This is a genomic window from Actinomadura meyerae (genome assembly GCF_900188445.1).
Classification (GTDB): Bacteria; Actinomycetota; Actinomycetes; order Streptosporangiales; family Streptosporangiaceae; genus Spirillospora; species Spirillospora meyerae.
The window spans coordinates 258,449-281,521 of the sequence record NZ_FZOR01000003.1 but is presented as its reverse complement, the minus strand read 5'-3'; the positions used below and the strand labels follow the sequence as shown (position 1 = coordinate 281,521).

The 23,073-nt window shown below is 74.6% G+C and carries 20 protein-coding genes; 15 read left to right on the top strand and 5 right to left on the bottom strand.

Annotated features, from left to right (window positions below; genetic code table 11):
• The first annotated feature begins 16 nt into the window (after window positions 1–16).
• Window positions 17–799, top strand: coding sequence for an enoyl-CoA hydratase/isomerase family protein (locus CHF16_RS05995; RefSeq protein WP_089324873.1), 783 nt, complete (start codon window positions 17–19; stop codon window positions 797–799).
• Here the strand turns inward: CHF16_RS05995 and CHF16_RS05990 are convergent.
• Entirely contained in the window at window positions 786–1,202 is a 417-nt protein-coding gene (locus CHF16_RS05990) for a winged helix-turn-helix transcriptional regulator (protein WP_245868240.1), read from the bottom strand. The two genes, CHF16_RS05995 and CHF16_RS05990, sit on opposite strands and share 14 nt — an antisense overlap.
• Window positions 1,203–1,284: 82 nt before the next feature.
• Here CHF16_RS05990 and CHF16_RS05985 point away from each other — a divergent pair, with 82 nt between their 5' ends.
• The 8 genes from CHF16_RS05985 (at window position 1,285) to CHF16_RS05950 (ending at window position 10,341) form a co-directional block, all read left to right on the top strand.
• On the top strand, window positions 1,285–1,950 hold the full coding sequence (locus CHF16_RS05985; protein WP_089324872.1) for an NADPH-dependent F420 reductase: 666 nt from the start codon (window positions 1,285–1,287) through the stop codon (window positions 1,948–1,950).
• 66 nt (window positions 1,951–2,016) lie between these two features.
• Window positions 2,017–2,784: an SDR family NAD(P)-dependent oxidoreductase gene (locus tag CHF16_RS05980; RefSeq protein WP_089324871.1), complete on the top strand. Its 768-nt coding sequence runs from the start codon at window positions 2,017–2,019 to the stop codon at window positions 2,782–2,784.
• A gap of 197 nt (window positions 2,785–2,981) precedes the next feature.
• Window positions 2,982–3,932, top strand: coding sequence for an acyl-ACP desaturase (locus CHF16_RS05975; protein ID WP_089324870.1), 951 nt, complete (start codon window positions 2,982–2,984; stop codon window positions 3,930–3,932).
• Window positions 3,933–4,042: 110 nt separating this feature from the next.
• Entirely contained in the window at window positions 4,043–4,873 is an 831-nt protein-coding gene (locus CHF16_RS05970) for a serine/threonine-protein kinase (RefSeq protein ID WP_179271404.1), read from the top strand.
• Window positions 4,874–4,946: 73 nt separating this feature from the next.
• On the top strand, window positions 4,947–6,905 hold the full coding sequence (locus CHF16_RS41805; RefSeq protein WP_281259324.1) for a serine/threonine-protein kinase: 1,959 nt from the start codon (window positions 4,947–4,949) through the stop codon (window positions 6,903–6,905).
• Window positions 6,906–6,966: 61 nt separating this feature from the next.
• The gene (locus tag CHF16_RS05960; RefSeq protein WP_089324868.1) at window positions 6,967–8,316 is read left to right on the top strand and encodes a protein kinase family protein; all 1,350 of its coding nucleotides are present in this window, start codon (window positions 6,967–6,969) and stop codon (window positions 8,314–8,316) included.
• Window positions 8,317–8,591: 275 nt separating this feature from the next.
• A complete protein-coding gene (locus CHF16_RS05955; protein WP_089324867.1) occupies window positions 8,592–9,371 on the top strand; it encodes an electron transfer flavoprotein subunit beta/FixA family protein in 780 nt (259 codons plus the stop codon).
• A gap of 19 nt (window positions 9,372–9,390) precedes the next feature.
• Entirely contained in the window at window positions 9,391–10,341 is a 951-nt protein-coding gene (locus tag CHF16_RS05950; protein ID WP_089324866.1) for an electron transfer flavoprotein subunit alpha/FixB family protein, read from the top strand.
• 97 nt (window positions 10,342–10,438) lie between these two features.
• Here the strand turns inward: CHF16_RS05950 and CHF16_RS40790 are convergent, their stop codons facing one another.
• From CHF16_RS40790 to CHF16_RS05930, 3 genes are all read right to left on the bottom strand, one after another.
• Window positions 10,439–12,262 (bottom strand): serine/threonine-protein kinase, encoded by a 1,824-nt coding sequence (locus tag CHF16_RS40790; protein ID WP_218826532.1) that lies wholly within the window; start codon window positions 12,260–12,262, stop codon window positions 10,439–10,441.
• 104 nt (window positions 12,263–12,366) lie between these two features.
• Window positions 12,367–13,596 carry an MFS transporter gene (locus tag CHF16_RS05935; protein ID WP_089324865.1) on the bottom strand — a complete coding sequence of 410 codons (1,230 nt, stop codon included), beginning with the start codon at window positions 13,594–13,596 and terminating at the stop codon, window positions 12,367–12,369.
• A gap of 234 nt (window positions 13,597–13,830) precedes the next feature.
• Window positions 13,831–14,364: a TetR/AcrR family transcriptional regulator gene (locus CHF16_RS05930; RefSeq protein WP_089324864.1), complete on the bottom strand. Its 534-nt coding sequence runs from the start codon at window positions 14,362–14,364 to the stop codon at window positions 13,831–13,833.
• A 156-nt stretch (window positions 14,365–14,520) separates the two neighbouring features.
• Here CHF16_RS05930 and CHF16_RS05925 point away from each other — a divergent pair, with 156 nt between their 5' ends.
• Together CHF16_RS05925 and CHF16_RS05920 are read left to right on the top strand one after the other, a co-directional pair.
• Window positions 14,521–15,696, top strand: a complete 1,176-nt coding sequence (locus CHF16_RS05925; RefSeq protein WP_089324915.1) for a cysteine desulfurase family protein — start codon at window positions 14,521–14,523, stop codon at window positions 15,694–15,696.
• A 54-nt stretch (window positions 15,697–15,750) separates the two neighbouring features.
• Window positions 15,751–16,587 (top strand): DUF1206 domain-containing protein, encoded by an 837-nt coding sequence (locus CHF16_RS05920; RefSeq protein ID WP_245868239.1) that lies wholly within the window; start codon window positions 15,751–15,753, stop codon window positions 16,585–16,587.
• On the opposite strand, the gene CHF16_RS05915 is transcribed toward CHF16_RS05920, so the two are convergent.
• Window positions 16,575–17,657: a DUF695 domain-containing protein gene (locus CHF16_RS05915; RefSeq protein WP_089324862.1), complete on the bottom strand. Its 1,083-nt coding sequence runs from the start codon at window positions 17,655–17,657 to the stop codon at window positions 16,575–16,577. The genes CHF16_RS05920 and CHF16_RS05915 overlap by 13 nt on opposite strands.
• 67 nt (window positions 17,658–17,724) lie before the next feature.
• Between CHF16_RS05915 and mnmA the strand changes: the two genes are divergently transcribed.
• The 4 genes from mnmA to ligA all read left to right on the top strand — a co-directional run bounded on the left by mnmA (window position 17,725) and on the right by ligA (window position 23,039).
• Window positions 17,725–18,801, top strand: coding sequence for a tRNA 2-thiouridine(34) synthase MnmA (gene mnmA / locus CHF16_RS05910; RefSeq protein ID WP_089324861.1), 1,077 nt, complete (start codon window positions 17,725–17,727; stop codon window positions 18,799–18,801).
• 95 nt (window positions 18,802–18,896) lie between these two features.
• Window positions 18,897–19,715 (top strand): LLM class F420-dependent oxidoreductase, encoded by an 819-nt coding sequence (locus CHF16_RS05905; RefSeq protein ID WP_089324860.1) that lies wholly within the window; start codon window positions 18,897–18,899, stop codon window positions 19,713–19,715.
• A 43-nt stretch (window positions 19,716–19,758) separates the two neighbouring features.
• Entirely contained in the window at window positions 19,759–20,766 is a 1,008-nt protein-coding gene (locus tag CHF16_RS05900; RefSeq protein WP_089324859.1) for a methionine synthase, read from the top strand.
• A 104-nt stretch (window positions 20,767–20,870) separates the two neighbouring features.
• Window positions 20,871–23,039, top strand: coding sequence for an NAD-dependent DNA ligase LigA (gene ligA, locus CHF16_RS05895; protein WP_089324858.1), 2,169 nt, complete (start codon window positions 20,871–20,873; stop codon window positions 23,037–23,039).
• The last annotated feature ends 34 nt before the right edge of the window (window positions 23,040–23,073 follow it).

Below are 23,073 nucleotides of genomic sequence, written 5' to 3'. Positions count from 1 at the left end.
CACAGGGAGGGTCGCCGTGGGCGAGTTCGTACGGGTCGAGGTCGAGGACGGGGTCGCGACGATCAGGCTGGACCGCCCCAAGATGAACGCCCTGAACGGCCGGGTGCAGCGCGAGCTGATCGACGCGGCGCGGCAGGTGTCGCAGGACGACGAGGTCGGCGCGGTCGTGCTGTACGGCGGGGAGAAGGTGTTCGCCGCCGGGGCGGACATCAAGGAGATGGCGCCCATGTCGTACGCCGAGATGTCGGGCGCGCCGTCCCGCCTGCTGCAGGACTTCACCAGGGAGCTGGCCGCGATCCCGAAGCCGGTGATCGCCGCGATCACCGGTTACGCGCTCGGCGGCGGGCTGGAGGTCGCGCTGACCGCCGACTTCCGCGTCGCGGGGGAGGGCGCCAAGGTGGGGCAGCCGGAGATCCAGCTCGGCATCATCCCCGGCGCGGGCGGCACGCAGCGGCTGTCGCGCCTCATCGGCGCGTCCCGCGCCAAGGACCTGATCTTCTCCGGGCGGCACGTGAAGGCGGACGAGGCGCTCGCGATGGGCCTGGTCGACCGGGTCGTCCCGGACGCCGAGGTCTACACCGCCGCGAAGGAGTGGGCGGCGACGTTCACCGGCGGGCCGGCGATCGCGCTGCGCGCCGCCAAGCAGGCCATCGACCGGGGCCTGGAGGTCGACATCGAGACGGGCCTGGAGATCGAGCGCACGCAGTTCGCCGCCCTGTTCGCCACCGACGACCAGGCGGGCGGCATGAAGAGCTTCATGGAGGAGGGGCCGGGCAAGGCGAAGTTCACCGGCCGCTGAGCGCGCGCTCCTGCGCGTCCAGGACCTCGTCGGCGTAGTACTCGGTCCACCGGCCCAGGGCGGCCAGGGGTTCCAGCATCCCCCGCCCGGGGCCGGTCAGCTCGTACTCGACGCGCGGCGGCGCTTCCGCGTAGCGGCGCCGCGTCACGAGCCCGTTCTGCTCCAGGCGGCGGAGCGTCCCGGTCAGCACCTTGTGGCTGATGCCGCCGATCCGGTCCCGCAGGTGGCGCGGGCGCAGCGGGCCGTCGCGCAGCGTCCAGAGCACGACTCCGGTCCACGTGCCGGACAGCAGGTCGAGGGCCAGCCGGGTCTGGCAGTCGGCGGCGAACCCGCCGACTGTCCCTGCTCGCGTGGGCGTCGTGTCGTTCATGGTGCCGGTGTCGTTCATGGTGTCGTCCGGCATCCTGCACCTCCCGATGGGCACCGGATGGTGCCGAACGGACCGCTTAGCGTCCCGTCCGACGGTAATCGAGCGGGAGGTCATCATGCGGATCGGAGTGCTGGGCGCGGGCAATATGGCGGACGCGCTCGCGGGGAAGTGGGCGCGTGCGGGCCACGATGTGCGGATCGGGGCGCGGACGCCCGCGAAGGCGGTGGCGCTGGCGGACCGGATCGGCCACGGCGCGGCCGGCGGCACGTTGCGGGAGGCGGCGCGGCACGGGGACGCGGTGCTGCTCGCCGTGTGGCACGAGGGCGTCCCGGACGTCCTGCGCGCGGCGGGCCCGCTGGACGGGCGGGTGCTGATCGACTGCACCAACCCGATGGAGCCGCCGTTCGAGCGGCTGAAGACGGCGGGCGGTCCGTCGGCGGCCCGGCGCGTCGCGGACGCCACGGGCGCGCGGGTCGTGAAGGCGTTCAACCTGTGCCACGAGAGCGTGTGGCGGATGGAGCCGCCGGAGTTCGGCGGGCGGCCGCTCGGCGTGCCGCTGTGCGGGGACGACGCGGAGGCGGTCGCCGCGGTCTGCGGGCTCGTCGCCGACGCCGGCTGCGTCCCGATGGACGGGGGCGGCCTGGCGCGGGCGGCGCTGCTGGAGGCGGCGGCCGCGTTCGTGGTCGGGCTGTGGGCCGCGGGCGAGGACCCGGCCGCGATGCTGCCGCCGCCCGCGCACGCCGGGGGCGCCCCGCGGCGCACCTCGATAAATGAGGGTTAAACCGTTACTTCTGTTTTCTGGCGTGCTGCCGGGACCGATGGAGTTCCGTCGATAGCATCTGCCGCCATGCGACACGCCTACCGAACAGCGCTCGTGACGGGCGCGTCCAGCGGCATCGGGGAGAGCTTCGCGCGGCTGCTGGCCGGCCGCGGCACCGACCTGGTGATCGTGGCGCGCCGGACCGGGCTGCTGGACGGGCTGGCCCGCGAGCTGGTCGAGCGGTACCGGGTCGCGGTGGAGGTGGTGGCCGCCGACCTCACCGACCCCGCGCAGCGCGCCGAGGTCGAGGGGCGGCTGCGCGCCGACCCGGTCGAGCTGCTGGTGAACAACGCCGGGTACGGCGCCTTTGGAGCGTTCGCGGAGCTGCCGCTGGACGACCACCTGGCGCAGATCGAGCTGAACGTGTCCGCGCTCGTGCGGCTCACGCACGCGGCGCTGCCGGGGATGGTGGAGCGCGGCCGGGGCGGGGTGCTGAACGTCGCCTCGATGTCGGGGTTCGCGCCGTCGCCCGGCAGCGCCACCTACGGGGCCACCAAGGCGTACGTGGCGTCGTTCTCCGAGAGCCTGCACGCGGAGGTGGCGGGCAAGGGCGTGCACGTGACCGCGCTGTGCCCCGGCTTCACCCGCACCGAGGACGACGTCCCGGCCAACCTGATGTGGCTGCGGCGGGACGACGTGGCGCGCGCGGGCCTGGACGCGGTGGCCGCCGGGCGCGCACTGTGCGTGCCCGGCCTGCAGTACAAGGCGGCCATGCCGGCGCTGAAGCTGGTGCCGAGACCGCTGCTCAGGGCGGCCGTGAACCGCATGTGGCAGCAGGCCGCCGACACGCGCTGACGCGGCGGCGCGTTGCTCACCCCTACAAAAGTTCCCGGACGTTGATTGTGGCGGTGCTGACTTGACGGGGGTCACGGCGAGTGGCGACGATCGAACCTACGCTTGAGTAGGTTGTGTACGCCTGCTGGGCGCCAGTTCGAGCCGCAGGCGCGGCCCCCGCGTCCGGAAAGTCCACCTCGTCCCAGCGAAGGAACCGCATGTCCGTGACCCCTGAAGAGAAGTTCCAGACCGGCATCCTGCACGAGCTCGAGCCGGTGGTCGAGACGGAACTGAACCGGCACCTCTCGATGGCCAAGGAGTGGTTCCCGCACCAGTACGTCCCCTGGAGCGAGGGCCGCGACTACGACGGGCCGCTGGACGGCGAGCCCTGGTCGCCGGAGCAGTCGAAGCTGAGCGTCGAGGCGCGCGAGTCGCTCATCGTCAACCTGCTCACCGAGGACAACCTCCCCGGCTACCACCGCGCCATCGCCACCGTCTACGGCCGCGAGGGCGCGTGGGGCACCTGGGTCAACCGCTGGACGGCCGAGGAGAACCGGCACGGCATCGTCCTGCGCGACTACCTCACCGTGACCCGCGCGGTCGACCCGGTCGCGCTGGAGCGCGCGCGCATGCACCACATGGAGGCCGGCTACGAGGCCGACCACGGCGACTCCATCCTGCACGGCACGGCGTACGTGTCGTTCCAGGAACTGGCCACCCGCGTGTCGCACCGCAACACCGGCAAGGCGTCCGGCGACCCCGTGTGCGAGCAGATGATGGCCCGCATCGCCGCCGACGAGAACCTCCACATGATCTTCTACCGGAACCTGATGGCCGCCGCGCTGGACGCCGCCCCGAACGAGACGATGCGGGCGATCACCGACGTGGTGAAGTCGTTCCAGATGCCCGGCCACAGCATCGACGGGTTCCTCCGCAAGTCCGTGATCATCGCCAACGCCGGGATCTACGACCTGCGGCTGCACCACGACGACGTGCTCGTCCCGGTCCTGCGCAAGTGGGGCGTGTTCGACCGCACCGACCTGTCCGGCGACGGCGAGAAGGCGCGCGAGGAGCTGAACGAGTTCCTGGAGGGGCTCGACGCCGCCGCCACCAAGTTCGAGACCCGCCGCGAGGAGCGCCGCGCCCGCCGGGCCGCCCGCGAGGGCTGAGCCCCGCCGTCCCCGCCGGCCCCGGCCGGCCGCGGACCGGCGGGAACGCGGCCACCGTTCCCGGCGTCAAAGCATGCATGGGGACGCATCGGCGACTGGGCGGGTATCGGTTGCTGGACGAGATCGGCCGGGGGAGCACGGCCGTGGTGTACCTCGCCATGGACTCCGCGGGCCGCGAGGTCGCGGTCAAGGAGCTGATACCCGAGCTCACGGGGGTGGCGGAGGCGATCGACCGGCTGGCACGGGAGATGCGGGCGCAGGCGCGGGTGCGCAGCGCCCACGTCGCCCGGCTGCTGGACGGGGCGATCGCCGCGGAGCGGCCGCACGTGGTCATGGAGTACGTGCCGGGCTGCCCGCTGAACGACCTGATCGCGGCGTACGGACCGCTGCGCGGTGACCGGCTCGCCCGGTTCGCGCGCCGGCTGGCGCTCGGGCTCGCCGACGTCCACGACGCGCGCGTGCTGCACCGCGACGTGTCGCCGGGCAACGTCATCGTGCTGGGCGACCGGCCCACGCTGATCGACTTCGGGATCGCGCACGAGGCCGGGGCCGACCAGCTCACCCGGCGCGGGATGGTCGTGGGGACGCCCGCCTACCTGGCCCCGGAGCTGATCGAGGGGGAGCGCGCCACCACCGCGTCGGACGTCTTCTCCTGGGCGGCGACCGTCGCGTACGCGGCGACCGGCCGCCCGCCGTTCGGGCGCGGCTCGCTGCACGGGGTGTGCTTCCGCATCCTGCGCGGCCAGGCCGACCTCGACGGCGTCCCCGCCCCGCTGGCCGGGCTGCTGCGGGAGGCGCTGCGGCGCGACCCGGCCCGGCGCCCGTCCGCACGCCGGCTCGCCGGCGTGCTCGCCGGAGGGCCCGCGGGGGGCGGCCCCCGGCGCGGCGGGCCGGTCACCGCCCGCGACGGGGTGACCGCCCGCGACGGGGTCGCCGCGTGACGCGCCCGAGCCGAGTGACGTCCGGGGGAAGGATCCGCCCTCCCGCGGCGGCGAGGGTAGGGTTTCGGAAACGATGAGAGGAGCCGTCACGTCCGGGGACCGAATCGGCCACTACAGCGTCCTGCAGACCCTTGGGGAGGGGGGCATGGGCGTCGTCTACCTCGGCGCCGACCCCGAGGGGCGCAACGTGGCCATCAAGGTGCTGCGGCCCGCGGTCGCGGGCGACGCCACGGCGCGCCGCCGGCTGGCCCGCGAGGTCGACTCGATGCGCCGGGTGCACAGCCCGCACGTCGCGGAGATCCTCGACGCCGACGTGACCGCCGACCAGCCCTACATCGTGACCCAGTACGTCCCCGGCCGGACGCTCGAAGAGGTCGTCGAGGACGCCGGGCCGATCTACGGGCCGGGGCTGCAGCGGCTCGGCGTCGGGCTGGCGGCCGCGCTCTCGGCGATCCACGGCGCCGGGATCGTGCACCGCGACCTGAAGCCCGGCAACGTGATGCTCGTGGACGGCGAGCCCATCGTCATCGACTTCGGCATCGCGCAGGCCGCCGACGCGACCCGGCTCACCGCGACCGGCATGGTCATCGGCACCCCCGGCTACCTCGCCCCGGAGATCATCGAGGGCGAGGACGCGGGCCCGCCGTCGGACGTGCACGCCTGGGCCGGGACCGTCGCCTACGCCGCCACCGGCCGGCCCCCGTTCGGCTCCGGCACCTTCGAGTCGATCTTCTACAAGATCATGCAGGGCACGCCCGACCTGGACGGCGTGCCGGACGCGCTGCTGCCGGTGCTGCGGGCCGCGATGGCGCGGCACCCGGCCGAGCGCCCCACCGCGGTGAAGCTGGTGCAGCTCACCCGGCGGATCCACCTCGAAGCCACCATCACCGACCAGACCCGCGTCGACCGGCACTACCCGGCTCCGGTCCCGCCGCCGGACGGCACGTCCGTGGACGAGCCGGCGCCCGACCACTCCCGGATGTTCTCGATGCCGGTGACGGGGTCGCCGCCGGAGACCTCCCAGGACGTCCCGGCGCCGCCGCCGCCCGCGACGGCCCCCGGCGGGACCGCGCTGCCCGCGCCCGCTCCGGCGCCCGTCCCGGCGCAGCCCCGCGACTTCGTCGGCCAGCTGCCGCCCGCCGCACCGCCGCCGCCCCCGCCCGGCCCGCCGCCCCCGCAGTTCAAGGCGGGCGAGCAGTTCGGCGGGCGCGGCTACGCGCCGCCCGACCCGTACGGGCAGAGCGGCGCGTACCCGCCCTACGCGCCGCCGCCCGGCCAGCCTCCGCCCGGCCAGCCTCCGCCGGGCGCGCTGCAGCGCGGCGGGCCCTACGACGCGCAGACGCAGGACGCGCAGCGCCGCGTCGCCGACCAGGCCCGTGCCGACCGCGCCGACCACGCCGACCGCGCCGACCGCGACCGCCGCAAGCCCTACGGCTGGTACCGGGTGCTCAGCTTCATCGTCCTGGTGGCGCTGCTCGCGTTCGCCAACATCGCGCCGCTGCTCGCCCTCGCCGTCACCATCGGCGGCGTGTTCGTGCTGCGGGCGGCCGACAAGGCCGCCAAGGGCATGGAGGGCCGGCAGACCAGGCGCGGGCCGCGCTCGGGCGACGCCGTCGCCGCCGCGTTCCGGACGCCGCTGCACCTGCCGGGCGCGCTGATGTCCACGGTGCTGTGGACGTCGCTCAGCCTGGCGGCCGGGCTGATCATGCTCGGCGTGCTGATCTTCGCGCAGTCGGACATGACGGCGTCGAAGGCCATCGCGTACTCGTCCATGGCGGTGATCGGGCTGCTCTGCCTCGCGCCGGGCAGCGGCGCGCCCCGGCGGCAGCTCGCCCGGATCTGGGGGGCGCTGCTGCCGCGCGCCGAGGCCGCCCTCGCGGGCGTCCTCGTCCTCGGGATCTTCGCCGGGGTGCTGGCCGGGCTGTCGCAGCGGCAGCCGCCCGACACCACGCCGCTGGACGGCATGAGCCAGAGCCTGGAGGGCCTGCGGGCCGACGTGCGCGAACTCGTGTCCAGCATTCCCGGCATGTGACCGGCGGTTCGTCCCGACGGCATCCTGCGGAGCTTGACGCGTCGGTAGGGTGGCGACCCTTATGAGCGGTGAGACAAGGCGACTGGAATACATCGGCCCGTACCGGCTGCTGTCCGGGCCGGACGGCGCCGCCATGCCGGACGGTGCCGGGCCGAACGCCCTGGGCGCGGTGCACCGCGCCGCCGGGCCGGACGGCCGCGATGTCGCGATCCGGCTGCTCCCGCCCGGCACCGCCGTCGACGTCCAGCGGATGCGCGAGGTGCTCAGCCCCTACGTGGTGGACGTCCTGGACGGCGAGAGCGCCGGGCCGCGGCCGTACGTCGTGTCCCGGTTCGTCCCCGGGCGGCCGCTGGCGGAGAGGGTCGCGGAGCGCGGTCCCATGTCCGGGGACGCGCTGTGCCGCCTGGCCACCGGGCTGGCCAAGGCCCTCGCCGCCGTCCACGGGACGGGCCTCGCGCACGGCGCGCTCGACCCGGGAACGGTGCTCGTCGTGGACGACGCGCCGGTCGTCGTCGACTTCGCGCTGACCGCCGCCGCCGACCCGGCGGGCGACATCCGCGCGTGGGCCGCGACGGTGGCGTTCGCCGCGACCGGCCGCCGCGACGCCCCGCCCGGTGCGCTGCCGGCCGCGCTGCGCCCGCTGGTCGAGGCCGCCGCGCATCCCGATCCGGCGGCGCGCCCGGCGGCGCGGGACCTGGCGGAGGCGACCTCCCGGCTCGACCTGCCCGCCGTCCCTGCCGCCCGCCCGGCGCCCGACGAGGCACCCGTCCCGGCCGCGCCGCCGCGGGGCCGGGAGGCGGGAGCCGTGCCGGAGGAGGCGCGGCGCGGCACCTCCGGCTCGGGCGTCGCGGCGCCCGAACTGAAGGTGCCGCTGGGCTGGGCGCGGCTGCTCACCGCCATGGCCGTGGTGATCGCGGTCGCCGTCGTGGTCGTCGTCCCGGTCGCGGGGCTCGCGGCGTCGCTCGCCGCGGTGACGCTGCTGCGGCTCGCGGGCGCACCGGCGGGGACGCGGGCCAGGGGCTGGGCGGCGGCGTTCGGGCGGACGCTGCTGACCGTCCCGTACGCGGCGGCGGCCGCGGTCGCCGTTCCGGTCGCGCTGGTCGCGGCGGCGGCGGTCGGCGGGGAGATCGATTCGCTCACGGCCGCCGCGTTCGGCGCCGGCGCGGGGGCGGCGGTGCTGTGGACGGCGCCCGGCGTGCGCGGTCCGCGGCGGCAGTTGGAGCGGCTGTTCCTGCCCGTCGCGCGGCGGCCCCGGACCATCGCGGGCGCGGTGCTGGGCCTCGGCGTCCTTGCCCTGGTCGCGGGGGTCGCGGCGCTGACGCTGACGCCGAGCTTCGCCCCGCTCTACGGGGTGCAGCAGACCCTGGAGAGCTCGCTTGACCGCCTCCAGCACGCCGTCAACCGGTTCTGAGACGTGAAGTGCGTCACGTCCCGTTCGGAATGGGATTCGCCCCCTGAAACCCCCGTTCGCGTGGGTAAGGTCTCACGAACTGGGATTTGCCAGCAGGCTACTCGCTAGTAACATGGCGGGTGCACGGCCGAATCAGGGACCCGGCTCCGAAGCAGGTTCGGGTATTTGGCAGGCTGTGACTTCGAAAGCGCACGTCCGCGTCGACCCGCCATGGGCGGCGCCCCTCTGCCGCTCACCCAGCGGCCAACTGAGTGCAGGGAGGTCGGCCACCGGCCATGAACATCGTCGTCCTGGTGAAGCAGGTTCCCGATACGGAGAGCCCGCGCAAGCTGAAGTCCGATGACAGCACGCTCGACCGCGCGGCGGCGGACGGGGTCATCAACGAACTCGATGAGTACGCGATCGAAGAGGCGCTGCGCATCAAGGAGGCCCACGGCGGCGAGGTGACCGTCCTGACCATGGGTCCCGACAAGGCCACCGACTCGATCCGCAAGTCCCTGGCCATGGGCGCCGACAAGGCCGTGCACCTCGTGGACGACGGCCTCGCCGGCTCCGACGCGCTGCAGACCTCGTACGCCCTCCAGCAGGCCCTCGGCCGCACCGGGTTCGACCTGGTGATCCTCGGCTCGGAGTCCACCGACGCGCGCACCGGCGTCCTCGCCGCGATGCTCGCCGAGCGGCTCGGCGTCGCGCAGGTCTCGCTGGCCAACAAGGTCGAGATCGACGGGTCGTCCATCAAGGCGCAGCGGCAGACCGACTACGGCTTCGACCGCATCGAGGCGGCCCTGCCCGCGGTCGTCAGCGTCGTCGAGAAGATCAACGAGCCGCGCTACCCCTCGTTCAAGGGGATCATGGCGGCCAAGAAGAAGCCGGTCGAGACGCTCGGCCTGGGCGACGCCGGCATCGACGCGGCCCAGGTGGGCCTGGCGAACGCCGCCACCGAGGTCGTCGACTTCGCCGAGGCGCCGCCGCGCGCCAAGGGCGAGATCGTCACCGACGAGGGCGACGGCGGCGTGAAGATCGCCGAGTTCCTCGCGTCGAAGAAGTTCGTCTGACCGGGGAAGGGGATTACCAATGGCTGAGATTCTCGTCCTCGTCGACCATGTCGACGGTGAGGTCAAGAAGGTCGCGCTCGAACTGCTGACGCTGGCCAACCGGCTCGGCGAGGCCGCCGCGGTGTGGGTCGGCCCGGGCTATGAGAACGCCAAGGACAAGCTCGGCGAGTACGGCGCCGGCAAGGTCTACGTGGCCGCCGACGAGGAGCTGACCTCCTACGTCGTCGCCCCGAAGGCCGCGCTGCTGGCCCAGCTCGTCGCCGACAAGTCGCCGGCGGCCGTGCTGGTCGCCGCGACCGGCGAGGGCAAGGAGGTCGCGGGCCGCCTCGCGGTCAAGACCGGCTCCGGCGTGCTCACCGACGTGGTGGACGTCACCGACGGCTTCGTCGCCGAGCACTCCATCTTCGGCGGCGGCATCATCGCCCACGCCCGGGTGAAGACCGGCACGCCGATCATCGCCGTGCGGCCGAACTCCGTCGCCCCCGAGGCGTCCCCGGCCACCCCGGCCGAGGAGCAGGTGTCGGTGGCCCTGTCGGACGCCGACAAGGGCGCCAGGATCGTGGAGAAGGTCGTCCAGGAGAAGGGCGAGCGCCCGGACCTGACCGAGGCCGCGATCGTGGTCTCCGGCGGCCGCGGCGTCGGCGGCGCCGAGAACTTCAAGATCATCGAGGGGCTGGCCGACTCGCTCGGCGGCGCCGTCGGCGCGTCCCGCGCCGCGACGGACGCCGGCTGGTACCCGCACTCGTTCCAGGTCGGCCAGACCGGCAAGACCGTGTCGCCGCAGCTCTACATCGCGGTCGGCATCTCCGGCGCCATCCAGCACCGGGCCGGCATGCAGACCTCGAAGACCATCGTCGCCATCAACAAGGACCCCGAGGCGCCGATCTTCGAGCTCGTCGACTACGGCGTGGTGGGCGACCTGTTCCAGGTCGCCCCGCAGCTCACCGAGGAGATCACCAAGCGCAAGTGATCCGCCCGCGGACGGCCCCGGCGGCACCCGCCGCCGGGGCCGTCCGCGCATCCGGGAGCGGGTGTCCGGGGGCGCGCGTGTCCGGGGGCGCGCGTCGTCAGGAGCGGGCCGGCGACGGGTACGGGACGGCCTTCAGCAGCGAGGGCTTGAGCATGTCGCTCACCTCCGCGTAGGGGACGACCCCGTCCTGAAGCCCGCACGCGGACGGATAGCCCAGCAGCGCGCCGTAGAACGCCACCTTGATGCCCTTCGGAGTGAGGGCCATGGTGACATCGCCCGACTTGACGTAGGCGGACGGGTTGTCCTCGCCGTTCGAGATGTCGCCGGCGCAGTAGGAGCCGCCGCGCAGGTGCGGCTCGATCTTCGTGTCGAGCGGCTTCAGGCCCTGCGCGGACGGATCGCGCCACAGGCCGAGCGGCCCGTAGGCGGTGCCGGTCCGCAGGTCCACGGTGGCCGCCTGCGGCTGGTCCCAGCCCGATCCGCGGTCGCCGTTCAGCCCCACGCCGTACCAGACCGACAGCAGCCGGTCGTTGCGCATGAGCACCTGCGGCGTCACGACGTCGGTGTAGGCGCCGCGGCCGGTCTCCTGCAGGCCCGACCGGATCTTGGCCCAGCGCTGCTCCAGCGGCGCCCGCAGCGCCTGGTTGATCTTCCGGGTCAGGGCGGCGTCCCCGCCGGAGACCCGCACGAGCCGCCCCCGCGCCTGGAACGTCGCCCCGCTGCCGAGCGGCCGCGACGGCTCGGTGAAGGCCGCCAGCTGGACGGCGACCGGCTTCGGGTCGTCGTCCGCGACGGCGACGTAGACGGCCGCGCCGCCGCCCACCGCCACGGCGGCGGCCCCGCCCGCGACGGCCACCGCGCCCTTGGCGCCGAGCGCGCCGATCACCCCCTGGCCGGCGCCGCCGGCCCCGGCGCCCGCCGCGCCGCCCGCTCCGGCACCCGCCGCGCCTCCGGCTCCGGCCCCGGCGGCGCCTCCCGCCCCTACCGCGCCCGCGCCGCCCGCTGCTCCCGCGGCACCCGCCGCTCCCGCCGCGCCGCCCGATCCGAGGCCGAGCGCGGTGAGCGGGAAGAGCATCGACAGCGCGGCGGCGGTGCCCGCGAGCGTCCGGACGCCGTGCCCCTCCCAGTCCCGCCCGTAGGCGCTCGACGCGACCGCCTCCAGCTCGGCGACGAACGCCGCCGCGCCCATCGGGCGGTCCCACGGGTTCTTGGCGAGGCCCCGCTCGATGAGCGGGCGGAGGGGCTCGGGGACGTCCTCCACGGGGATCGGGGCGTTGAGGTGGCGGCCCATCAGGCCCACCTGGTCCTCGGCGGTGTAGGGCCGGCGCCCCGTCACGCACTCGAAGAAGACGCACGCCGCCGCGTACACGTCGGTCGCGGGGGAGGCGGGCTCGTCCCGCCACTGCTCGGGCGCCATGTAGACGGGCGTGCCGGACCGGCCGGCCGCGCCCGCGTCCACCGCGATGCCGAAGTCGATCAGCTTGCTCAGCCCGTCGCCGCGCACGATCACGTTGGCGGGCTTGTAGTCGCGGTGGACGATCCCGAGGTCGTGCGCGGCGGCGAGCCCCAGCAGCGAGCCCTTCAGCACCGCGAGGGCCGCCTCCGGCCGCAGCGGCCCCTGCTCGGCGAGCACCGCCTTGAGGGACGCCCCGTCCACCGCCTCCATCACGATGGCCGCGCCGTCCGGCCGCTCGACCAGGCCGAACAGCTGCGCGACGAACGGGTTGCGGAGCCGGCTCAGCAGCTCGGCCTCGCCGCGGAACCGCTCCCGGAACCCGGCGTCCCCGGCGAGGGACTCCCCGAGGTACTTGATCGCCGCGGGGCGTCCCGTCGCGTCGTGCCGCGCCAGCACCACCCGCCCCTGGGCGCCCTCCCCGAGGACGCGCAGCTCGCTGTACCCCGGAACCCGCCACCCCGTCATGCACTGCCCCCATCACCCGTAACGATCTCGATTGGGTTATATCGGATCGCGACGCCCGGCCACGAGGGCTTCTCCGGGAGGGGGCCGCCCGAGCCCGGCGCGGGTCAGGCCGCGATGGGCTCGGGTCGGGTGTCCCCGGGGTCGGCGGCACCGGTGAGGGGAGCCGGCTCGGGCGCCGCGGCGGCCGTCACGTCGATGCCGCCGCGGAGCGGGACGAACCGGGCGCCGGCGGCGATGAGGAGGGCGAGGACGACGACCGTGCCGACGCCGACCCGCAGCGAGGTGGCGTCGGAGAGGAAGCCGACCACGACCGGGCCGAGCAGCAGCCCGCCGTACCCCATCGCGCCGACCTGGGCGACGGCCGCGGCGGGGCGGTCCGGCGCCGCGGTCCCCGCCAGCGAGATCGTCGTGGGGACGACCGTGCAGACGACCAGCCCGGTGACGAAGAACCCGGCGATCGCGACGGCCGGGGTCGGCGCCAGCACGACGACGGTCATGCCGGCGGCGGTGCCGAGACCCGCGCCGATCAGCAGCCGGCGGGTGCCGGCGCGCATCCGGACGCGGTCGCCGACGAGCCGGCCGAGCAGCATCGCCAGCTCGAACACCGGGTACCCGGCGGCGGCGACGGCCTCCGTGGCGCCCAGCTCCTCGTGCAGCAGCAGGCCGCTCCAGTCGGCGATCGACCCCTCGGTCATGAACGCGATGAATCCGAGGACGCCGATCAGGTACACCGCGGCGGGCAGGCGGCGCGCCTTGCGCCCGGCCCCCGCCGCGGCGGGGGCCACCGGGTCGGGCAGGTAGGTGCGGCCGAGCGCGAGGCCCGCGGGCAGCGCCACCAGCGCGGCGGTCAGCACGGTCGTGGTGAAGCCGAGCCCGGCGGCGGCCGTGGCGACGCCGAGCAGCCCGCCGCTCATCGCGCCGACGCACCACCCGGCGTGCATGCCGCTCATGATGGACCGGCGGTACTCCCGCTCGACGACGCTGCCCTGCGCGTTCATCGCGATGTCGGTGATCCCGAACGTCATGCCGAACAGCGCGACCGCGGCGAGCAGCACCCCGTAGGCGGGCGCGAGCGCGACCGCCACGTAGGACAGCGCGGTCAGCGGCAGGGCCACGCGGAGCACCGTCCGGCTGCCCGCGCGCGCCATGACACCGCGGAGCGCCTGCATGGCGACGATGGCGCCGAGCCCCCAGACGAGGACGACTATGCCGATCTCGCCCTCGGTCGTCCCGAACTTGGCGGCCAGCGCGGGCATGCGCGCCACCCACACTCCGGTCAGCAGGCCGGCCAGCGCGAAGGTCAGGAACGATCCAATGCGGGCACGGAACAGCATGGTTCACCTCTTTCTCGGCTCGGCGGGGCGGGCGCCCCGGTGTCGGTGCCGCCGGCCCGGCGGCGTGGCGGACTCGGTGCCCGGACATGGAGCGTCCGGGCACCACGCAGGCGCGCCCCGCACCGGCGTGTGCCGTGCGGGGTCGCCGTGTGGCATGTGCGCGTCGCGGCAGGGGGCCGCTCGGCGGTTCGCGGGGTGGGGGCCGCGGGGGAGGTCAGGGGGCGGGTGCCCCCTTCATCGCTCCAGCAGGTCCAGCAGGCGCCGTTTCAGCGCTTCGAGCTGCGCGGCGTCGTACAGCTCGGGATCATGGCTCACCACTTCCCAGAGGCCCTCCGCCGCGAGCCGGACGATCGTCGCGGCGCCCGGGTCCGGATCCTCGGCGGGGTCGCGGCCGTGCCAGCGGCGCATCGCCTCGTTCAGCGGCTCGGCCTGCTCCGGGTCCGCCGCGGCGGCCGTGATGGCCGACCAGCGCCGGTAGGTGCGGGCCTCCCCGGTGACGATCTCGAACGTGGCCTCCACGTAGGCGCGGGTGTAGGCGCTCGGCGCGCCGGCCCCGTAGGAGGCGACGTAACTTGCGATCAGCTCGTCGAACTCCTCGATGACCCGCGCCACCATCGCCCGGACCAGCGCCTCCTTGGTGGGGAAGTGGTAGAGCAGCCCTCCCTTGCTGACGCCGGCGCGGTCGGCGACCGCGGTGAGCGTCAGCGCCTGGGTGCCCTGCTCGGAGAGCACGGCCTCGGCGGCGTCCAGAAGGGCTTCTTTCGTCATGGCGCTCCTACTGTACCGGCTGGACGGTACAGAGGGTGAACCGGCCCGCCCCCGCGGTTGTTCCCGCCCCCGCGCGCCCTCCCGCCCGCGACGCCCGCGCGCAAGGCACGGTCCCCGACGGGGAACAGGAGCGGCGCGGATAATGTTGACCGCGTGGTGACCTACCTCGACCATGCGGCGACGACCCCGATGCTGCCCGAGGCCGTCGAGGCGATGACGGCGGAGCTGCGCGAGCTGGGGAACCCGTCCTCCCTGCACGCGGTGGGACGGCGCGCCCGCCGCGTCGTCGAGGAGTCCCGCGAGATCATCGCCGAGGCGTTCGACGCCCGGCCGAGCGAGGTCGTGTTCACCTCGGGCGGCACCGAGGCCGACAACCTCGCGGTCAAGGGGCTGTTCTGGGCGCGCCGCGCCGCCGACCCCGCCCGCACCCGCGTGCTGGCGGGCGCCGTGGAGCACCACGCCGTCATGGACGCGGTGCAGTGGCTCGCCGACCACGAGGGCGCCAAGGTCGAGTGGCTCCCGGTGGACGGCCTCGGCCGCGTCCGCCCCGAGACGCTCCGCGAGGTGCTCGGGTCCGGCGACGACGTGGCGCTCACCACCGTGATGTGGGCCAACAACGAGGTCGGGACCGTCCAGCCGGTCGCCGAGCTCGCCGCCGCCGCCCGCGAGCGCGGCGTGCCCCTGCACACCGACGCCGTCCAGGCCGCCGGGCAGCTGCCGGTCGGCTTCGCGGCGAGCGGCGCGCAGGCCCTGACCATTACCGGACACAAGCTCGGCGGGCCGATCGGCGTCGGCGCGCTGCTGCTCGCCAAGCCCAAGGAGCCCGTCTTCCTGGATCCGGTGCCCCTGCTACACGGCGGCGGCCAGGAGCGCGACGTCCGGTCCGGGACGCTCGACACCCCCGCCATCGCCGGGTTCGCCGCCGCAGTCCAGGCCACCGTCGCGCGCCGGGAGGCCGAGGCGCGCCGCCTCACCGCGCTGCGCGACCGGCTGATCGCGGCCGTCCGCGCCGCCGTGCCGGACGCGGTCCTGAACGGCGATCCGGTGGACCGCCTCCCCGGCAACGCCCACTTCTCCTTCCCCGGCTGCGAGGGCGACGCCCTGCTCATGCTGCTGGACGCGCGCGGCATCGCCTGCTCCACCGGGTCCGCGTGCTCGGCCGGGGTCTCCCAGCCGAGCCACGTCCTGCTCGCGATGGACGCGAGCACCGAGCGCGCGCGCGGCTCGCTGCGCTTCACTCTGGGCCACACCTCGACCGAGGCCGACGTCAAGGCCCTCGCCGACGCCATCGGCCCGGTCGTGGAACGCGCGCGCCGCGCGGGCCTCAGCTGACCGCAGGGTGATCTGTCTGGTTTGACCGTCTTTTTAGCGGGGACTGCGTTGCCCGTGACGACGGACGTGAGTGACGGCATCAAGCAGGCGGCGGGACACCCCTGGTTCCACCATCTGTCCAGGGTGGGACTGGCCGCCCGCGGACTCCTCTACCTCCTCATCGGCTGGCTCGCCCTCCAGGTGGCGTTCGGCGGCGGCGGGAAGGAGGCCGACCGCAAGGGCGCGCTGGAGGCGGTCGCCGACAAACCGGGCGGCCCGGTCGTCCTCGGGCTGATGGCGGTCGGTTTCGCCGCGCTCGTCCTCTGGCAGGCCGCCGAGGTGCTGTTCGGGCGCCCCGTGGAGGACGGCGACAAGCCCACCAAGCGCCTGGGGTCGGCGGGGCGCGCCGTCATGTACACGCTCGGCTGCGGGGGGACCCTCGCGTTCCTGTTCGGCCACCACGGCACCTCGAGCGACCGGCAGTCGCAGACCATCACGGCGCGGGTCATGGGCGAGCCCGGCGGCCGCTGGCTCGTCCTGGCGGTCGCCGCCGGGTTCGTGGTCTGGGGCGTGGTCGCGGTCGTCGGCGCCGTCCGCCGCGGCTTCCTGGACGAGCTGGAGACCGGCCGGATGAGCCGCCTCGCGCGGCGGCTCGTCCAGCCGCTCGGGATCGTCGGGAACGCGGCCCGCGGACTGGTCGCCCTCGCCGCCGGCGCGTTCCTCGGCTACGCGGCCGCCACGTTCCAGCCGGACAAGGCCCGCGGCCTCGACGGCACGCTCCGCGAGTTCGCCGACACCCCCGCCGGCGCCTGGGGCCTCGCGGCCGTCGCCGCCGGGGTGCTCACCTTCGGCCTCTACTCCTTCTGCGAGGCCCGCTGGCGCAAGGTCGACGCCACCCGTCAGGGCTGGTAGGGCGCGAGGGCCTTCCAGCCGGGGTCGGCGGTGGAGGCGACCTTGGCCTTGCCCTCCGGCCAGCCCGCGGCGAGCTGGTCGAGCTCGGAGATGACGCTCGAGTCGGGGTCGGCGTACAGGTGGAAGACCCGCAGGCCGTCACCGGTCTCCCGGACGGCGAGGACCGCGCGGTCGCCGAGCTTGGCCAGCTTCTTCTCGAAGGAGCGCAGCGCGCCCGACGACGGCTCGACCGGCAGCCGGTCGGGGTTGCTGTTGGCGTACGGGACGGTGATCGCCACGTGCAGGTCGCAGAGCGGGTAGTCCTGCCGGTGCAGCGGGAACCGGGCGCCGAGCCGGGCGGGGTGCCCGCGCGGGGTGCGGCCCTCGCCGGTCAGCCAGGCGGGCTCGGCGAACGGCTCGGAGACCTGCTCGACGACGGCGGGCAGCATCGCCGGCACCAGCGCGTCGATCGGCGCCTCCGTCGCGATCGCGACCTCGCCGATCCAGCGGGCCACGTCGTCCTCGCCGAGCGCCCAGTACAGGACGTTCATCGCCACCTGGAGCTGCTGCTCCTCGGCGACGAACAGGAAGTCGGGATGGTAGGCGGTGATGTGCACGCGGGCGCGGTCGGTGTCGGCGCGCATGCCCAGCCGGACGTACTCCAGGTCGAACTCGTGGTCGCCGAGGACGAGGTCCTGCGACAGCATCTCCGGGTCGGCCTGCCGCGCCGGGTGGAAGCTCCAGCCGGCGGCCGCGGCGCCGGAGGGCGCCGACCGGGCCCAGCGCTCGGTGATGCCGCGCAGCTCCGGGTCGCCGCCGCCGGTCACGGTCAGCGACGGGTTCCGGTCGTCGGCGCCGCCGATCTCCCACTGCAGCCCGGTATGGATCTTGTGGACGCGGCGGGACAGCTCCTCGATCGTGTCGGCCGACAGCCCCTCGCCGGGCACGGCGGCCTCGGCCGCGTCGGGTTCGGGCCCGGCGGCCAGCGACGCCTCGATGGTCGGGCGGGCCTGCGCCCACCACTCCCAGAACTCGCTGATCGCGGGCGGTACGACGGTGGACGCCTCGCGCGGACGGCGGAAGATTCCCATAGCGGCCCCAATCGTACGCGGAAATGCGGACGGCGGACCGGGCCACGCCGCGTACCCTCGAAGGACTATGACTCTGCGCGTTCTCGCCGCCATGTCGGGCGGCGTCGACTCCGCCGTGGCCGCCGCCCGCGCCGCCGAGGCCGGGCACGACGTCACCGGCGTCCACATGGCCCTGTCCAGCAACCCGCAGTCCTACCGGACGGGCGCGCGCGGCTGCTGCACCCTGGAGGACTCCCGCGACGCCCGCCGCGCCGCCGACGCCATCGGCATCCCCTTCTACGTCTGGGACCTCGCCGAGCGGTTCCACCGGGACGTCGTCGAGGACTTCGTCAGCGAGTACGCCGCCGGCCGCACCCCGAACCCGTGCCTGCGCTGCAACGAGAAGATCAAGTTCGCCGCGCTGCTGGACCGCGCCATGGCCCTCGGGTTCGACGCCGTCTGCACCGGCCACTACGCCCGCCTGGAGGACGGCGTCCTGCGCCGCGGCGTCGACCCGGCCAAGGACCAGTCGTACGTGCTGGCCGTCTGCACGCCCGAGCAGCTCGCGCACGCGATGTTCCCGCTCGGCGACACCGCCAAGGCCGACATCCGGCGCGAGGCGGAGCGGCGCGGCCTCCAGGTCGCCGACAAGCCCGACAGCCACGACATCTGCTTCATCGCCGACGGCGACACCCGCGGCTTCCTCGCCGAGCGGCTCGGCGCCCCCCGGGGCCCGATCGTCGACACCGACGGCAACGAGGTCGGCGAGCACGACGGCGCGTACGCCTACACGATCGGGCAGCGCAAGGGCCTGCGCCTCGGCACCCCGGCGCCGGACGGCCGGCCCCGCTACGTCCTCGACATCTCGCCGGTCACGAACACGGTGACCGTCGGGACGCGCGAGGAGCTGGACGTCCACGAGATCACCGGCGAGCGCCCCGTGTGGCTGGGCGACGCCCCGGACGGCCCCTTCGGCTGCCAGGTCCAGCTCCGCGCCCACGGCGAGGTCTACGACTGCACCGCCGAGCAGTGCGGCGACGAGCTGCGCATCACCCTCGCCGCACCGGCGCGCGGCGTGGCGCCCGGCCAGGCCGCCGTCCTCTACACCGGCGACCGGGTCCTCGCGTCCGCCACGATCGCCGAGACCGGCCGCGTCCCCGCCTGATCTCGCGCCCGGCCCGGCCGTTTCGCGGCGCCCGGTGTTCCCGTGCAGGTGGCGGACCCTTTATCGTCACCTGGACCAATCATGGGAGGCGTGCCGTGAAGTTCGGTGTTTCGACGTTCGTGACCGATGACGGGATCGGGCCGGCGGCGCTCGGGCGGGCGCTGGAGGAGCGCGGGCTCGGGTCGCTGTACCTGGCCGAGCACACGCACATCCCGGTGAAGCGGGAGTCGCCGTGGCCGGGCGGGGCGGAGCTGCCCCGGCACTACTACCGGACGCTCGACCCGTTCGTGGCGCTGACCGCCGCGGCGGCGGCGACCGAGCGGCTGCGCGTCGGGACGGGCATCGCGCTGGTCGTCCAGCGCGACCCGATCGTGCTGGCCAAGGAGGTCGCGTCCCTCGACCTGGTCTCCGGCGGGCGGGCGGTGCTCGGCGTCGGCGCGGGCTGGAACCGGGAGGAGATGCGCAACCACGGCACCGACCCGCGGACGCGGATGCGGCTGCTCCGCGAGCGCGTCCTCGCGGTCAAGGAGTTGTGGACGAAGGACCAGGCCGAGTTCCACGGCGAGTTCGTCGACTTCGACCCGGTGTTCTCCTACCCCAAGCCCGTCCAGGACCCGCACCCGCCCGTGATGATCGGCGGGTCGGGCCCGACGACGTTCGACCGGGTGGTCGAGTTCGGCGACGGCTGGATGCCGATCTACGGGCGGGGCACGGACGCGCTGGCGGCGCAGATCGCCGAGCTGCGGGAGCGGGCCGGCCGCGCGGTGCCGGTCACCCTGTTCGGCGTGCCCCCGAAGCGGGAGGCCGTCGCCGAGCTGGAGGCGGCGGGCGTCGACGAGGTGCTGTTCAACCTGCGGACCGAGCCCGAGGAGCCGACCCTCCGCTTCCTCGACCGCCTGGCGGAGCTGGTCTGACCACCGCGCCGGTTCCGGCCGCCGCGCCGATAGGGTTCGGGACGTGACGACGAGCTACCCGTGGCAGGCGGGGACGGCGACCGGGGTGGGGTCGTATCCGGGGGAGGATCCGGCGGAGGCGCTGCGGGTCGTCCTCGGCGAGCTGCCCGAGCTGCCGCACCTGCCGGAGCTGCCCGCGCGCGGTCCCGGCGCCGACCTCACCGGCCGCACCGCCGGGCTGCTGATCGACATGCCGGTGCGGGTCGAGCCGTCCGGCTGGCGGTTCGCCGACCGGCCGGGCCGCGACACGCTGCGCGCCCGCGACCACCTGGCCCGCGACCTCGACGTGCTGGAGGAGGTCGCGGGCGGGCACGACGGGCCGTTCAAGATCCAGGTGTGCGGGCCGTGGACGCTGGCGTCCACGATCGAGCTGCGGCACGGCGACCGGGCGCTGAAGGACCCGGGGGCCGTCCGCGACCTGACCGCCTCGCTCGCCGAGGGCGTGGCCGCGCACGTCGCCGACGTCCGGCGCCGGCTGCCCGCGGCGGAGATCGTCCTGCAGCTGGACGAGCCGGGCCTGCCCGCCGCGCTCGCCGGGACGGTCCCGACGGCCAGCGGGTTCTCCCGGCTGCGCGCCGTCGAGGAGTCCGTCGCCGAGGACGCCCTCCGCACGGTGATCGACGCGGCCGGCGCCCACCCGGTGGTGCACTGCTGCGCCCGGGACGTCCCGTACGGGCTGCTGCGCGGCGCGGGGGCGAAGGCGATCTCGGTCGACCTGCGGCTCGTGCCGAAGCGCGACGACGACGCGGTGGGGGAGACGATCGACGCGGGGATCGGGCTGCTGCTCGGCGCTGTGCCCGGCACCGACGCCGCGCTGCCGTCGCTCCGGGCGACCGCGGAGCCGGTGCGCGACCTGTGGCGGCGGCTCGGCTTCCCGCCCGCGCGGCTCGCCCGCCAGGTCGTGATCACCCCCGCGTGCGGCATGGCGGGCGCGTCGCCCCGCTACGTCCGCGAGGCCCTCAAGCGCTGCCGCGACACCGCGCGGATGCTGTACGAGGCCGCTGACGCGTAGGTCCGCGGGGGTGTCCCAAGGGCGGGGCGCCGGGGCGGCAAGAAGGCGGATGGCCAGGGTGCGTCCCGGGTCATAATGTCGGACGCGTTGGCGACAATGGGGGCATGACCATGAGCGATGGCGTTCCCGCGGAGGCACGGCAGCGGCACCTGGAGCTGAGCCGGGAGCTCGAGGAGGCCAACTACAGGTACTACGTCCTCGACCAGCCGACGCTCACCGACGCCGAGTACGACGCGCGCATGCGGGAGATCGGCGCGCTGGAGGAGCGGTACCCCGAACTGGTCACCCCCGACTCGCCGACGCAGCGGGTCGGGGCGCCGATCGTCACCGACTTCGCGACCGTCGAGCACCTGGAGCGGATGCAGAGCCTCGACAACGCGATGACCGACGACGAGCTGGCCGCCTGGGACGAGCGGGTCGTCAAGGAGGTCGGCGCCGTCGCCGGCTACCTGTGCGAGCTGAAGATCGACGGCCTGGCGATCGCGCTGGTCTACGAGGACGGGCGGCTGACGCGCGGGGTCACCCGCGGCGACGGGCGCACCGGCGAGGACGTCACCAACAACGTCCGCACGATCGCCGACATCCCCCACCGGCTCGCCGGCGAGGGCTGGCCGGAGGTGCTGGAGGTCCGCGGCGAGGTCTTCCTGCCGGTCGCCGGGTTCGAGCAGGTCAACGCGGCGCAGGTGGAGGCGGGCAAGGAGCCGTTCGCCAACCCGCGCAACGCGGCGGCGGGGTCGCTGCGGCAGAAGGACCCGCGGGTCACCGCGCAGCGGCCGCTCGGCATGCTCGTCCACGGGTTCGGGGCCTGGAAGGGCGGGACGCAGCCGGAGAGCCAGTCCGGGGCGTACGAGCTGATGCGCGGCTGGGGGCTGCCGGTCAGCGACCGGTACAAGGTCGTCGACGGGCTCGACGCCGTCCGCGAGTACATCGCCGAGTACGGCGAGAAACGGCACGACCCCGCGTACGAGATCGACGGCGTCGTGGTGAAGGTCGACCAGTTCTCGCTGCAGCGCCGGCTCGGGTCGACGAGCCGGGCGCCGCGCTGGGCGATCGCGTGGAAGTACCCGCCGGAGGAGGTCAACACCCGGCTGCTCGACATCAAGGTCGGCGTCGGGCGCACCGGGCGCATCACCCCGTACGGCGTGATGGAACCGGTGAAGGTCGCGGGCTCGACCGTCGACCGGGCCACGCTGCACAACGCGGGCGAGGTCAAGCGCAAGGGCGTGCTGATCGGCGACACCGTGGTGCTGCGCAAGGCCGGCGACGTCATCCCCGAGATCGTCGCGCCGGTGACCGCGCTGCGGGACGGCTCGGAGCGCGAGTTCGAGATGCCGGCGCACTGCCCCGAGTGCGGTACCGAGCTGGCGTACGAGAAGGAGGGCGACGCCGACATCCGCTGCCCCAACGCGCAGTACTGCCCGGGGCAGCTGCGCGAGCGGGTGTACTTCGTGGCGAGCCGCAACGCGCTCGACATCGAGGCGCTCGGCTACGTCGCGGCGACCGCGCTGACGCAGCCGCTGGAGCCGGCCGAGCCGCCGGTGAAGAACGAGGGCGACCTGTTCCACCTGACGGTCGATCAGCTGCTGCCGATCAAGAGCCTGGTGCTCGACAGCAAGACCGGTACGCCCAAGACCGACCCGAAGACCGGCGAGCCGAAGGTGGTGTCGTTCTTCGCCACCAAGGACGGCGAGCCGAAGAAGACGGTGGAGATCCTCTTCGAGGAGCTGGAGAAGGCCAAGCGGCAGCCGCTCTGGCGGGTGCTGGTGGCGCTGTCGATCCGGCATGTGGGGCCGTCGGCCGCGCGCGACCTCGCCCGCGAGATGCGCTCGATGGACGCGATCGCGTCCGCGACCGAGGAGGAGCTGGCGGCGGTCGACGGCGTCGGGCCGACGATCGCGGCCTCGATCAAGCGGTGGTTCGAGGTCGACTGGCACCGCGAGATCGTCGACAAGTGGCGGGCGGCGGGCGTCCGGATGGAGGACGAGGGCGCCGCCGGACCGCGCCCGCTGGAGGGCGTCAGCGTGGTGATCACCGGTTCGCTGACGGAGTACAGCCGGGACTCGGCGACCGAGGCGGTGCAGCGGCTCGGCGGGAAGGTGTCCGGCTCGGTCTCCAAGAAAACCGGCTTCGTGGTCGTCGGCGACAATCCAGGTTCGAAATACGACAAAGCCGTCAAGCTGGGCGTGCCGGTCCTAGCGGAGGACGGCTTCCGCGTGTTGCTCGCCGATGGGCCAGATGCGGCCAAAAACGTAACTTTGCGCGCCGACGAGTAACGCGGTGTGGTCGCGGCGGTCCGACCAGGGTCGC